Raw genomic sequence first — 12,262 nt, forward strand, 5'->3', positions numbered from 1 at the left:
CACCACACCCCGCCTACCCCGGCAACTGCCCTTTTGTCGGTTCCCCCGGAGCCACGCCTCCCATCCCTCCCCATTCCATCACCACTTACCTCAACAACGCATCTCTCATCCCCAAATCCCGCATAATTAGCTGTTACGACATACAAGTTGACCATTCAGCCCCCGATTTCAGCCACTTAACCATATTTAAAACCGGATCGGGAACGCGATAACGTCCAATTATTAAATTTGTCCGGCTTCGAAATCCCTTAACTTGCGAGGGAAGGATTCCACGTCCCGATCCCCGGACCGAAAAACCGCAAGCGGTTACTAAACTTTATATAGACTGAAACATGCGAAATAAGACCTTACGAATTATTATTCTATTCCTGGTTCTGGCTGCTGCCGGCTTCTTTATTTATAAGCTGACTGCAAAAACCGACGCCAAACCCGGCGCGCCATCCGCCGGCGCCCGCCCTGCCGGCAAACCCATCATGGCCGACGCCTATGTCGTGAAACCCGTGAAACTCGACGAAATCATCGAAGCATCCGGCACCCTCCAAAGCAACGAGGAAGTAGAGCTCAAACCCGAGATCACCGGCCGTATCACCAATATATATTTTAAAGAAGGCGTCAAAGTGGCCAAAGGCACCCTGCTCATCAAGCTATACGATGGCGACATCCTCGCCCAGCTCCGCAAGCTCGAGCTCCAGCGCGAGCTCGCCAAAACCACCCTCTCCCGCCAGGAATCCCTCCTCAAGATCAACGGTATCTCCCGGCAAGACGTAGACGTGACCACCAACCAGGTGGCCGCCTACGGCGCAGACATCGAATATAATAAGGCACAGCTCCAGAAAACGGAGATCCGCGCCCCCTTCAGCGGCACCATCGGCCTCCGCAACGTGTCTGAAGGCGCCATCGTAGGCCCCACCACTATTATGACCACCCTCCAGCAACTCGATCCCCTGAAGATCGACTTCGCTTCACCCGAAAAATACCGCAACGCCATCCGTAAAGGCGACCCGGTTTCTTTTTCCGTGACCGGAGACACCGTCCGCTACCGCGGCTCCATCTACGCCATCGATCCCAAGATCGACCTGGCAACCCGCAGCGTGAAAATCCGCGCCATCGTGCCCAATCCCAACGGCACCCTGTTCCCCGGATCGTTCGCCCGCACTTCCATCCAGCTGAAAGACAATCCCAACGCCATTATGATCCCCTCACAGGCCGTGATCCCCGGGACCCGGTTCAAACAGGTGATCGTGGCCGATAGCGGCAAAGCCAAATTCGTGAACGTGGAAACCGGCATCCGTAACGAAAACAACGTGCAGATCACCAGCGGCCTCCAGATCGGGGACACCGTCATCACCACCGGTATCCTCCAGCTGAAACCCGGAATGCCCTTTCAATATAATAAGGTGCAATAGTGCGCTGCCCGAAACAACAGCGGTTCCCAGAACTTAACAACGAAACTCATGAGCTTACCCTCCATATCGCTTAAAAGGCCCGTCCTCGCCATCGTGATGAACATCATCATCGTGATCTTCGGCCTGGTCGGGTTCACCTTCCTCGGGGTGCGCGACTTCCCCGCCATCGACCCGCCGGTGGTGAACGTCCGCACGTCCTACCCCGGCGCCAACTCCGACATCATCGAAACCCAGATCACCGAACCGCTCGAAAAAGCGATCAACGGTGTGGCCGGTATCAAAAATATCTCTTCCCTCAGCTCACAGGGCTCCTCCAACATCACGGTGGAATTTGAGCTGAGCGAAGACCTCGAAGCCGCGGCCAACGACGTGCGCGACAAAGTTTCCCAGGCGCAGCGCAACCTGCCCAACGACCTGGAAGCCCCGCCCGTGGTATCCAAAGCCGACGCCAACTCGGACGCCATCATTTCCATGACCGTCCAGTCTAACACCCGCAACCAGCTCGAAGTCACCGAGTACGCCACCAACGTGCTCCTCGAACGGCTGCAGACCATCCCCGGCGTTTCCGCCATCCAGATCTGGGGCGAGAAGAAATACGCCATGCGCATCTGGATGGACCCCGCGCGCCTTTCCGCCTATTCCCTCACTCCGGGCGACGTACAGCTGGCCCTCCAGCGCGAGAACGTGGAGCTGCCTTCCGGTAAGATCGCCGGCAACGCCACCGAGCTGACCGTGCGCACTTTCGGGCGGCTGGATACGGAAGAGGAATTCAACGAACTCATCATCAAGAACGTCAACGGCGCTGAAATCCGGCTCCGCGACGTGGGCCAGGCCGTGCTCGGGCCGGAAAACGAGGAAACGCAGCTGAAGGAATCCGGCGTGCCCATGATCGCCCTCGCCCTCATTCCGCAACCCGGATCCAACTACGTGGCCATCGCCGAAGAGTTCTATAAAAGATACGACCAGCTGAAGCAGGAGGTGCCGGAAGACATCACCCTCAACATCGCCATGGACAATACCGCCTTCATCAAGAAGAGTATCCATGAGGTGCAGGAAACGCTCATCATCGCCCTCACGCTGGTAATCCTCATCGTGTACCTGTTCTTCCGCGACTGGCTCATGGCCCTTCGCCCGATCGTGGACATTCCCGTGTCGCTCATCGGCGCGTTCTTCATCATGTACATCTGCGGGTTCACCATCAACATCCTCACGTTGCTGGCCATCGTACTGGCTACGGGGCTCGTGGTAGACGATGGTATCGTGGTCACGGAAAACATTTATAAAAAGATCGAGCTGGGCATGCCGCGCATGCGCGCCGCCAAGGAAGGTTCCGAAGAGATCTTCTTTGCGGTGATCGCCACGTCGGTAACCCTCGCGTTCGTGTTCCTCCCGATCATCTTCCTGCAAGGGTTCGTGGGCAGTCTGTTCCGGGAATTCGGGATCGTGGTGGCCGGCGCCGTATTGATCTCGGCTTTCGTATCGCTCACGCTCACGCCCGTGCTCAACGTGAAGCTCGCCCGTAAAACGCACAAGCATTCCTGGTTCTACGAAAAAACGGAGCCGTTCTTCCAGTGGATGGAACGAAGCTACAAGAATACGCTCGCTTCCTTCATTCAGATCCGCTGGTTCGCCTGGGTGATCATTGCGGCCTGTATCGGGATGATATACGTGCTGTTCACCAACATCCAGTCCGAACTGGCGCCGGTGGAAGACCGCAGCACGTTCCGCCTTTCCATCACCACGCCCGAAGGCACCGCCTACGATGCCATGGACCAATACGTGGTAGACCTGGTGAACTTCATGAAAGATTCCATCCCCGAAAAGAAAGTGATCCTTTCCGTGACGGCGCCGGGCTTCTCCGGCGCGGGCTCCGTGAACACGGCCTTCTCGTTCGTGACGCTCCCCGAGCCGAACGAGCGCCTCCGCTCGCAGAAAGACATCGTGAATATGGTAAACCGGAATATGTACCGGTTCCCCCAGGGCAAGGTGTTCGCCATCGAGCAGCAAACCATCCAGGTAGGCCGCCGCGGCGGTTTGCCCGTAGCTTTCGTGCTGCAGAACGTAAACTTCGAGAAACTCTCCGCCGTCATCCCCCGGTTCGTGGAAGAAGCTTCCGCCAACCCGGTTTTCCAGGGCGTTGACGTAGACCTCAAGTTCAACAAACCCGAGCTCCGCATCCACATCAACCGGGCCAAGGCCAGCGAACTCGGCGTTTCGGTGGAAGATATCTCCTCCACCCTCCAACTCGCCCTTTCCAACCGCCGCTTCGGTTACTTCATCCGCAACGGTAAACAATACCAGGTAATGGGCCAGGTGTTCCGCGCCGACCGCGACGACCCCGTAGACCTGCAAAGCATCTACGTCCGCAACGCACGCGGCGAAGCCATCCAGCTCGATAACCTCGTGACCATCGAAGAAGAAACGAGCCCGCCGGTCATCTATCACTATAACCGTATGAAATCGGCCACCATCTCCGCAGGACTTGCCCCCGGCAAAACCATCGGCGACGGTATCGACGCCATGCACGCCATTTACGCCAAACTGGAAAAGGAAAAAGTGATCGACAATTCGTTCGACACCGCGCTGAGCGGCTCCTCGCGCGACTATGCCGAATCCGGCTCCAACACCATGTTCGCGCTGCTGCTGGCACTCATCCTCATTTACCTCGTGCTTGCCGCACAGTTCGAAAGCTGGATCGATCCGCTGATCATCATGCTGACGGTGCCCATGGCGTTTGCGGGCGCGTTCCTGTCGCTGAAGCTCTTCAACCAGACCTGGAACATCTTCTCGCAGATCGGGGTAATTATGCTGATCGGCCTGGTGACGAAAAACGGGATCCTCATCGTGGAATTCGCCAACCACATGCGCGACGCCGGCCGGGAGAAATCCGACGCGGCGATCGAAGGCGCAGTGATGCGCTTGCGCCCGATCCTCATGACATCGCTCGCCATGGCGTTGGGCGCGCTTCCCATCGCGATGAGCCTCGGAGCCGCTTCTACCAGCCGCATCCCGCTGGGGATCGTGATCGTAGGCGGGATCATGTTCTCGCTCGTGCTCACGCTGTACGTGATCCCCGCCGTGTATACCTTCCTCAGCCGCAGGAAGAAGAACACGGAATTCGAAGACGCGGTAACCGATTCGAAAGTACCCGAAGAGGCAGCATCCGCCGCGCACGCCTAAAACCATGCTAACAATGAAACTGAAACAGATATTCTTCTTCATCTCCCTGATCCTCGCCTGCACCGCCACCCGCGCGCAGCAGGTGCTCACGCTGGAACAGGCGATCGACCTGGGGCTGAAAAACAACTTCGATATCCGTATGGCGCGCAACGACGCCGAAGTGTCGGCCAACGATAACGCCTACGCCAACTTCGCCTTCGCGCCGCGCATCAACGGCACCGCCGCTCAAACCTGGACCAACACCGCCACCAAACAGGAATTCGGCAACGGCACCAAACGCGATACCTCCGGCATCAAGAACAAACAGCTGCAGGCGGCCGTCAACCTCAACTGGACGCTGTTCGACGGCCTCAAGATGTTCGCTACGCGCCAGCGCGTTCAGGCCATAGAGATCCTGGGCGAACTAGCCGTCCGCAACCAGGTCGAGAATACCGTCGCCAATATCATCAACAGCTATTACAACATCGCGCAGCAAAAACAGCAACTGCGCGCCCTCGCCGAGCAGATGTCCATTTCCGACGAACGCGTGAAACTTTCCGACGCCAAGTTCCAGACCGGGCTTGCGCCGAAAACGGATTGGCTCCAGGCGAAAGTGGACTACAACGCACAACGTGCCAACTGGCTCCGCCAGCAAACCGTCATCGAGCAAAGCAAAGCCGCGCTCAATCAACTGCTCGCTATCGCCGACGAAAGCGTGAACTACGATGTGCGCGACACTATTCCGCTGAACCTCCAATACACATACGGACAGATCCTGGAAAACGTCAACCAGACGAACCCCCAGCTGCAGATCTCCCGTCAGAACCTGGAAATTTCACGGCTGACGCTGAAGGAAAGAAAAGGGGATTTTTTCCCGGTGCTGTCTTTCAACTCCGCGTATAATTTCAACCAGTCGCGCGCGAGTGCCGCCATCAACCAGTTCAGCCCCGTGTTCAACCAGAACCGCGGCTTCAACTACGGCTTTTCCGCCACGGTGCCCATTTTCAACGGCCTCAACGCACATCGCCAATACAAAGCCGCGAAGCTCGATATCGAATACCAGCAACTCGCCCTCGATAACCAGGCTTCGCTGGTGCAATTGCAACTGCGCAACGCCTACCGCGATTACGAGTACTACAAAATGGCGCTGGAACTGGAACAGGAAAGCGTAGACCTCGCCCGCGAAAACACCATGGTGGCGCTGGAACGCTTCCGGCAAGGGGTTTCCACCACGCTGGAAGTGAAAGAAGCCCAGCAAAGCCTCGAGCTCGCCGCCTACCGCCTCATCCAGGCGCGCTACAACACGAAAGTGGCCGAAACGGAGCTCATGCGGCTCAAAGGCGGATTACTGAAATAATCTCCCAAGCAGATATGAACGAAAAATCCCGTCCAGCTACCGCCGGACGGGATTTTTTATAACGGCAAACGCCCGTCGGCTTGCAGCTGGACGGGCGTTTGCTTATGTTGGAAAATCTTAGTTGGAAGAATCCTTCCTCAATTCGCCGCGCTGTTTTTGCCAGCGTTCGTACGATTGTTTGATGAACAGCAGCAGATCGTATTCCGTGGCGTTCAGCAGGAAGTTGTAAGGCGGGCGGTAGGCGAGCATGAACGAATCCAGCTCGGGGCTTTCCAGTTTGGTGATTTTGGCCACCAGGTCGGGATTGTAGCGGTAGTCGATATGTTTTTCCTCTTCCCAGTATTTGAGCTGTTCGCCGAATTTCTCGCGGCGTTTGCGGGCTTTGCTGGGAACGAGGTAAGTGAGCGCGGTGATGGGGTTAGACGGCAGTGTTTTCAGCACATCCAGCGCGCCGGGGCGCTTGTACCCGAAATAGCGTTCGTATTCTTCGCGGATGGCGAGGGAGTCCTGTTTGTAGATGCGGCCACGGATGTTGATACCCTGGAGCCCCATGATATGGCGCTTCATTTCTACGTTGCGGGTGGCGGAAATGCCGGGCGCCACATAGGCGGTGCGCACGTAGCTGATGCTGGAAAACTCGATAGTGTCTCCCGGCAGCGCCTCGATGTAATAGCGGCCCGTTTCACTGGAGATCGCGCCCATGTTGCTGCGTTTGTTCCAGACGGTAACACCCGGGAGCCCCGTGCGCGTGTCGGCATCGGTGATCATACCCATCAGCCGGACAGCCTGCGCGCTGGCTTCCTGCAGTCCGATCAGGCATAAAACACCCGCCGCCACAGCGTATCTTAACAGAAATTGCTTCATACTATGCTCTCAAATTTAACGTTCCGGGCTCAAATGAAACGTTAAAAATAATTTATAAGCCTGACGCTTTTGACATAATTTCGGGAAACTCCTGAAATTCAAGCCATGGCCCGTAAAATCGTCTTTTCCACGCAAAGGTACCAATATCTCAGGGAGCGGCTGCTCGCCATCGCGCCAGACACCTGGGAACCGGGGCTCCTTTCCATCCGTGATTTCCCCGACGGCGAACATTATCACCGTATAACCTCCAACGTTAGCGGGAAGGAAGTGGTTTTGATCGGCGGAACGATAGACGATAAGGAAACCCTCGAACTGTTCGACATCGCCAACGGCTGTATCCAGTACGGTGCCCTCTGCGTCAACCTCGTCATCCCCTACTTCGGCTATTCCACCATGGAAAGGGCCGTGCAGTACGGGGAGATCGTAAAAGCCAAAACCCGTGCCACGCTGTTTTCCGCCCTGCCCGCCGCCGCCAACGGCATCAGGGTGATCATGATAGATTTACATGTAGACGGAATATCGTATTACTTTGAAAGCAATGTGAGGCCCGTGCATCTGTACGCCAAAAAAATCGTCCAACAGGCGGCGCTGGATATTGCCGGCGGCAAACCGTTCGTATTGGCCAGCACCGATTCCGGCCGCGCCAAATGGGTGGAGTCCCTCGCCAACGACCTTGGCGTTCCCGCGGCATTCGTGTTCAAAAAGCGGATTTCGGGGGAAGAAACGCACGTCACCGCCATCAGCGCCAACGTGCAGGATACGCCCGTCATTATTTACGACGACATGATCCGCACCGGCGGTTCGCTCCTCAACGCCGCGCAGGCGTACCAACAGGCGGGCGCTTCTTCCATCGCCGTGATCACCACCCACGGCATTTTCGCCGGCAACGGCTTCGACCGTATCCGCGACAGCGGCATCATCACGCGGCTCGTTTGCACGGATACGCACCCCAACGCCCTCCAGATCAACGATCCCATGCTGGAAGTGAGGTCTGTGGCGCCGGTGATACTTGAATATTTTAACAGTAATCCAGTATAAATTCATTGCATGTTTACGGAAACCGAATTGTTTGAGCAGTTGTATCGAAGTATGAAGGAAAGCGGGGGACCGGATCTCGTTATCCATGCAGAAAATGAATCATTCGGCCTGGTCAGCATTTTCGAAGCAGCTTATCTGCTCGATTTCAACGCCAGAAAAGCAATATTGATCGATTCGTTTTACGGTAACCCTACCTGCGGCGTACTGGCTGAAAATGGCCACTGGGCTGCCGTTGGAGGGAATGATGGACTGGCCGTCAGCAGAAACGGCACCGTCAACCGTTACCATGGCGTCGGCGTTTTCGACATGCGCCAATCCGGCCCGGAATCCCTGCTGATCCTCGAAGATCCGTGGATGGAAGATGCCGCCATCTGGGAATTCAATGTGCGAACGGCTTTATTGGAAAAAGTCCGCCCGTTCCCCGATTACGCCCGTCAGCCCTACACCGAAAACGTCATTTGGTAAACCTTCGTCCAATGCCCGATATCCGCCTCATCGAATACGGCAGTTGCGACCATCACAGCATGATCGCGCTGCGCGACAAAATCCTCCGCCGCCCGCTGGGCCTCACTTTTTCGGAGGAATACCTGCAACAGGAAATGCACGACATCCTCATCGGCTGCTTCGATGGCGAACGCGTCGTGGGCTGTTGCATCCTCACTCCGGCAACCGCAACTACCGTGCAATTGCGGCAAATGGCGGTAGACGACGATCAGCAGGGCAAAGGCACCGGCAGCCTTGTACTCCGCTTCGCCGAAGAACAGGCGCGGAAAGAAGGGTTCGAAGAATTGATGATGCACGCCCGCGACCTCGCACGGCCTTTCTACGAAAAAAACGGCTATTCCACCCGCGGCGGAATTTTCACCGAAGTAGGCATCGACCATGTCGAAATGTTCAGGAAACTCTGATCAGGATTTGTCTTTCCGGTGATAATCAGGGATCGCGCGCTGCATCAGCTCACGGAATTGCAGGTGCGCTTCGCTGCTCTGGAAAGCACTCGTGGGAATGAGGAAGAAACTCCGTTTGTCGCGGTAGAGATAGAAAAATGAATCCGTTTCCACGATCTGGTTGAAATTGCGCCACGACAGCTGGCGTTCTCCCACGCCGGTCTGGATGGCCATTCCTTCATCGTTATAATGCAGGCGGATGTTATCCCTGAAAGTGGCGGCTTTATTGTAAGTGGAAACGGGGAGCAGGTACCAGAACGCCCAGCCCAGGACCAACATCATGAGCACGATCCCCAGCATGGCGTTGAAATTCACCAAACGAAACACGTATCCGATCACGGTTGCCAATAGCAATATGATCAGGGCATTGCGAAAAACCTTGATTTCGCCCCTGCGTAAAAAATGGAACCGTAATGCATTGATAACTTCTTCCCTGTTGTAGGTAAACTGGAGCAGATGCATTAAACGAACTTACGAAATTATTTCGAAGCCGTCAAAGGCATCGGGCTGTCGAGATCGTCGCAAGTGGATACAGGCGCGGTTTTGCGGGTTTTGCTGGCCGTGCGCTTGTCGCTCAGATCATCTTCGTTGAGACCGGGGAAGTTTTTCTTGATGAATTGCATGTATTGTTGCAGGACTTTCGGGTCTACCTTGAAAGGCGCAACGATTTGGTCTTTCGGATCCAGCTTGAGGGAAGGATCGTTCTGAATGCGGGTTTCGTTCTGTAAATACCACTTATAAAGGTCTACCATGGCCTTGTTCATTTCCAGCTCGTCTACTTTCTCCACTTTCGACTGCGGAACGGTCCACAGGATCTCCTCCAGCCTGTTGCTCGATTTGGCTTTGGCGGTGGCAGCGGTTACGGTAGCGCCCTTTTCGGTCTTGTCGCCATTATTGGCAGACTTGTCGCCGTTATTGGTAGTCTTATCGCCGTTGTGGGCGAACGCGGCGGATGAAACCACCGTTCCGATTGCCAACATAAACAACAGCTTTTTCATAAGGGTAATAGTTTAATGACCTAAAAATACAAAATAACTGGTGAAATAAAAGCCCTTTTGACGAATCCCCGGTTTTCCGGTACAAACAGCACTTGTCAAGCTACCAACATCCTTTTGGGCCTTTCATCAAAAAGACGAACCGCTGCAAGAAAAGTTGCAGCATTCCCCGAATTATTTTTTCAGGTCTTTGGCCGCCACTTCAAATTTCCCCAGCACCTGGCCGTTCCGGTCCACGAACTCCACCTGCATCCTGCGATCGTCTTGCGGCCCTAACACCTTGATCCTGCTGTAGTTCTGCGTCACCACCAACGTTCCCGCCACGCGGATCGGGCTGTTCACTTCGATGCCCGAAGGGGCGGCTTCGCCGGACGTGAGGGGAGAATTCGTGATGTCGTACAGGGGATAATTGCCCGGACGGTCCATTTTTACGACCTCGGAATGGTGCCTGTCGCCCGTGAGGAACACGATCCCGGGGATGTTCACCTCGTTCAGCCAATCCATAAACGATTGATACTCAACCGGAAAATGATGAAAACTGTCCCACCGGGAATACACGTTCAGCGCCTGGCTGCCGGTAGCCACCACCTTGAAGCGGGCATTGCTTTGCAGCAGGGCGTTGCGGAGCCATTCCATCTGCTCGTCCCCGTACATTTTCTTTTCCGCGTTCGGTTTGCCGCCGATGCTGTCGGGCATCCGGGAGCCGCTGGAAAAGTAGCGCCCGTCCAGCAGGAAAAAGTCTACGTCATTGAAACTGAACTGGGTATAAATACCTTTTCCATCCCGGCCGAAGGTGGGATTGGGCCAGTAATCCATGAACACGGCGCGGCTTTCGTCGCGGAAAATATAGGCTTTGCTCGCATCGTTCGGCCCGAAATCATGATCGTCCCAGGTGGCGTAATGCGGCATGGCCGACAGGAAAGGCTGGAGCACGGGCAGGGAGCGGTCGCGGTGCGCGCGGTAGGCCAGCCCGGGCGCGGAATGGTAATCCACTTCACGGGTGTACCAGTTATCGCCCAGCCAGAGCATGAAATCGGCTTTTTCCCTGGCCATCGTGAGGAAGATGGAGGAATCCTTGCCGTAGGGCTTGCCCGGCCGGTCGAACCCGTCTTCGTTGAAATACGCGCAAGAGCCCGTCAGGAATGTAAAATCGGGCGCGGGCATGCGGTATTGCCAGAGGGTTTTGGTTTTGAAGGACGACCTTTTGGCCGGGATTTTATCTATTACCACCTCGTATTCGTATTCCGTGGCGGGATCGAGGTTGACGAGCTGCAGTTTGACGGGGAGATACGTTTTATCGGATTTCCCGGTCCAGTTCTGGGAACGCGCGCGGCCCTCCTGCCCTTTCGGCCAGAACCGGATGGCCACCTGCTTCACCGTGGGCGCCACTTCCACCCAAACGATGGCGTCGCGCAGTTCTACGGACCCGGTCATGGGGCCGGCCACGAGACCTTTATGCTGGGCGATGACGGAACAAGACAAGAAAAGGGCGAAGAGGATGCAGGGGATAGCGCGCATGGAAAGCAGGTTTAGGTCACCAAATATAACCCTCCCGCCCCGTTAATGATTTGGAATTAGAATAATTTTACGTGAAATGGAAGCATATCTCAACTGGAGCGGAGGGAAAGACGCGTCTTTCGCCCTCTGGCAACTGCAAAAGCAGGGAAATATTCAGGTCAGTGGTTTGTTCACGACCCTCAGCGCCGCCTACCGCCGTGTTTCGATGCACGGGGTGCAGGAACGGTTGCTGGACGAGCAGGCGCTGCGGACGGGCATTCCGCTGAAAAAGGCATATCTCCCCGAAAACGCGTCGATGGAAGATTATAACGGGATCATGACCGAAGCGCTGGAAAGTTACCGGCAGGCGGGGATCAGCCGGGCGGTGTTCGGGGATATTTTCCTGGAAGATTTGCGGGCTTACCGGGAATCGCAGCTGGCAAAGGCCGGGATGGAAGGAATTTTCCCGCTTTGGAAGCGCGACAGCCTGGAGCTGGCGAAAGATTTCATTGCGTCGGGGTTCAGGGCGGTGATCGTTTGCGTGAACGACCGGTATTTGCCGGCATCGTTTGCCGGGCGGGAGTTCGACGCGGCTTTCCTGGAAGATTTGCCGGATAATGTGGACCCTTGCGGGGAAAACGGGGAATTCCACAGTTTTGTGTACGACGGCCCTATATTCCATGAGCCGGTGCCTTTCCAAATGGGCGAAACGGTGACGCGGACGTATGCACCTGCGCGCAATAACGACGATTGTTATAAAAAAGAGGATTCGGAAAAGGACGATGCGCCTCCTGCCTGGGATACCCGCTTTCATTTCCGCGAGTTGCATCCTGTAGGTTAACTTATTACCACCGCATAAAAAAACAAAAGCAATGGAAAAATCCATTGCTTTCGAGAGTCATTTACTGTGCAAGAAGATTCTCGCGGTGTAGGAATATTTGGTTTTTCATAGGACAGTAACCATATAAAAAATTAATACTTTAACAAATATAAAATAAA

Annotated in this window: 11 protein-coding genes; 7 read left to right on the plus strand and 4 right to left on the minus strand. The window is 55.5% G+C overall.

Annotated elements, in window-relative coordinates; translation table 11 throughout:
- The first annotated feature begins 332 nt into the window (after nucleotides 1–332).
- The 3 genes from WJU22_RS02900 to WJU22_RS02910 are packed head-to-tail and all read left to right on the plus strand — an operon-like array spanning nucleotide 333 to nucleotide 5,922.
- Nucleotides 333–1,406: an efflux RND transporter periplasmic adaptor subunit gene (locus tag WJU22_RS02900; protein ID WP_341841789.1), complete on the plus strand. Its 1,074-nt coding sequence runs from the start codon at nucleotides 333–335 to the stop codon at nucleotides 1,404–1,406.
- Between the two features lie 48 nt (nucleotides 1,407–1,454).
- Complete coding sequence (locus WJU22_RS02905) at nucleotides 1,455–4,586, plus strand: efflux RND transporter permease subunit (RefSeq protein WP_341841790.1); 3,132 nt, start codon at nucleotides 1,455–1,457, stop codon at nucleotides 4,584–4,586.
- A gap of 13 nt (nucleotides 4,587–4,599) precedes the next feature.
- Nucleotides 4,600–5,922, plus strand: coding sequence for a TolC family protein (locus WJU22_RS02910; protein ID WP_341841791.1), 1,323 nt, complete (start codon nucleotides 4,600–4,602; stop codon nucleotides 5,920–5,922).
- Nucleotides 5,923–6,039: 117 nt separating this feature from the next.
- On the opposite strand, the gene WJU22_RS02915 is transcribed toward WJU22_RS02910, so the two are convergent.
- Entirely contained in the window at nucleotides 6,040–6,786 is a 747-nt protein-coding gene (locus tag WJU22_RS02915) for a carboxypeptidase-like regulatory domain-containing protein (RefSeq protein WP_341841792.1), read from the minus strand.
- A 105-nt stretch (nucleotides 6,787–6,891) separates the two neighbouring features.
- Here WJU22_RS02915 and prs point away from each other — a divergent pair, with 105 nt between their 5' ends.
- From prs to WJU22_RS02930, 3 genes are read left to right on the plus strand one after another with little or no spacing between them, the layout of a single operon-like run.
- Nucleotides 6,892–7,824, plus strand: a complete 933-nt coding sequence (gene prs, locus WJU22_RS02920) for a ribose-phosphate diphosphokinase (RefSeq protein WP_341841793.1) — start codon at nucleotides 6,892–6,894, stop codon at nucleotides 7,822–7,824.
- 9 nt (nucleotides 7,825–7,833) lie between these two features.
- Nucleotides 7,834–8,289: a hypothetical protein gene (locus WJU22_RS02925; RefSeq protein WP_341841794.1), complete on the plus strand. Its 456-nt coding sequence runs from the start codon at nucleotides 7,834–7,836 to the stop codon at nucleotides 8,287–8,289.
- An 11-nt stretch (nucleotides 8,290–8,300) separates the two neighbouring features.
- Nucleotides 8,301–8,732 carry a GNAT family N-acetyltransferase gene (locus tag WJU22_RS02930; protein WP_341841795.1) on the plus strand — a complete coding sequence of 144 codons (432 nt, stop codon included), beginning with the start codon at nucleotides 8,301–8,303 and terminating at the stop codon, nucleotides 8,730–8,732.
- On the opposite strand, the gene WJU22_RS02935 is transcribed toward WJU22_RS02930, so the two are convergent.
- The 3 genes from WJU22_RS02935 to WJU22_RS02945 all read right to left on the minus strand — a co-directional run bounded on the left by WJU22_RS02935 (nucleotide 8,733) and on the right by WJU22_RS02945 (nucleotide 11,284).
- Nucleotides 8,733–9,233, minus strand: a complete 501-nt coding sequence (locus WJU22_RS02935; protein WP_341841796.1) for a YcxB family protein — start codon at nucleotides 9,231–9,233, stop codon at nucleotides 8,733–8,735.
- A 17-nt stretch (nucleotides 9,234–9,250) separates the two neighbouring features.
- Nucleotides 9,251–9,751, minus strand: a complete 501-nt coding sequence (locus tag WJU22_RS02940; RefSeq protein ID WP_341841797.1) for a hypothetical protein — start codon at nucleotides 9,749–9,751, stop codon at nucleotides 9,251–9,253.
- 189 nt (nucleotides 9,752–9,940) lie between these two features.
- Nucleotides 9,941–11,284 carry an alkaline phosphatase D family protein gene (locus WJU22_RS02945; protein WP_341841798.1) on the minus strand — a complete coding sequence of 448 codons (1,344 nt, stop codon included), beginning with the start codon at nucleotides 11,282–11,284 and terminating at the stop codon, nucleotides 9,941–9,943.
- Between the two features lie 76 nt (nucleotides 11,285–11,360).
- On the opposite strand from WJU22_RS02945, the gene WJU22_RS02950 reads away from it, so the two are divergent.
- Nucleotides 11,361–12,104, plus strand: coding sequence for an ATP-binding protein (locus tag WJU22_RS02950; protein ID WP_341841799.1), 744 nt, complete (start codon nucleotides 11,361–11,363; stop codon nucleotides 12,102–12,104).
- Nucleotides 12,105–12,262: the final 158 nt, after the last annotated feature.

The organism is Chitinophaga caseinilytica, from assembly GCF_038396765.1.
In the GTDB taxonomy this organism is placed as follows: Bacteria; Bacteroidota; Bacteroidia; order Chitinophagales; family Chitinophagaceae; genus Chitinophaga; species Chitinophaga caseinilytica.

Coding starts and splice junctions, on each gene's coding strand:
- WJU22_RS02950 (WP_341841799.1), top strand. CDS start 11,361: ATGGAAGCATATCTCAACTGGAGCGGAGGGAAAGACGCGTCTTTCGCC.
- WJU22_RS02910 (WP_341841791.1), top strand. CDS start 4,600: ATGAAACTGAAACAGATATTCTTCTTCATCTCCCTGATCCTCGCCTGC.
- WJU22_RS02930 (WP_341841795.1), top strand. CDS start 8,301: ATGCCCGATATCCGCCTCATCGAATACGGCAGTTGCGACCATCACAGC.
- WJU22_RS02945 (WP_341841798.1), bottom strand. CDS start 11,284: ATGCGCGCTATCCCCTGCATCCTCTTCGCCCTTTTCTTGTCTTGTTCC.
- WJU22_RS02900 (WP_341841789.1), top strand. CDS start 333: ATGCGAAATAAGACCTTACGAATTATTATTCTATTCCTGGTTCTGGCT.
- WJU22_RS02935 (WP_341841796.1), bottom strand. CDS start 9,233: ATGCATCTGCTCCAGTTTACCTACAACAGGGAAGAAGTTATCAATGCA.
- prs (WP_341841793.1), top strand. CDS start 6,892: ATGGCCCGTAAAATCGTCTTTTCCACGCAAAGGTACCAATATCTCAGG.
- WJU22_RS02925 (WP_341841794.1), top strand. CDS start 7,834: ATGTTTACGGAAACCGAATTGTTTGAGCAGTTGTATCGAAGTATGAAG.
- WJU22_RS02915 (WP_341841792.1), bottom strand. CDS start 6,786: ATGAAGCAATTTCTGTTAAGATACGCTGTGGCGGCGGGTGTTTTATGC.
- WJU22_RS02940 (WP_341841797.1), bottom strand. CDS start 9,751: ATGTTGGCAATCGGAACGGTGGTTTCATCCGCCGCGTTCGCCCACAAC.
- WJU22_RS02905 (WP_341841790.1), top strand. CDS start 1,455: ATGAGCTTACCCTCCATATCGCTTAAAAGGCCCGTCCTCGCCATCGTG.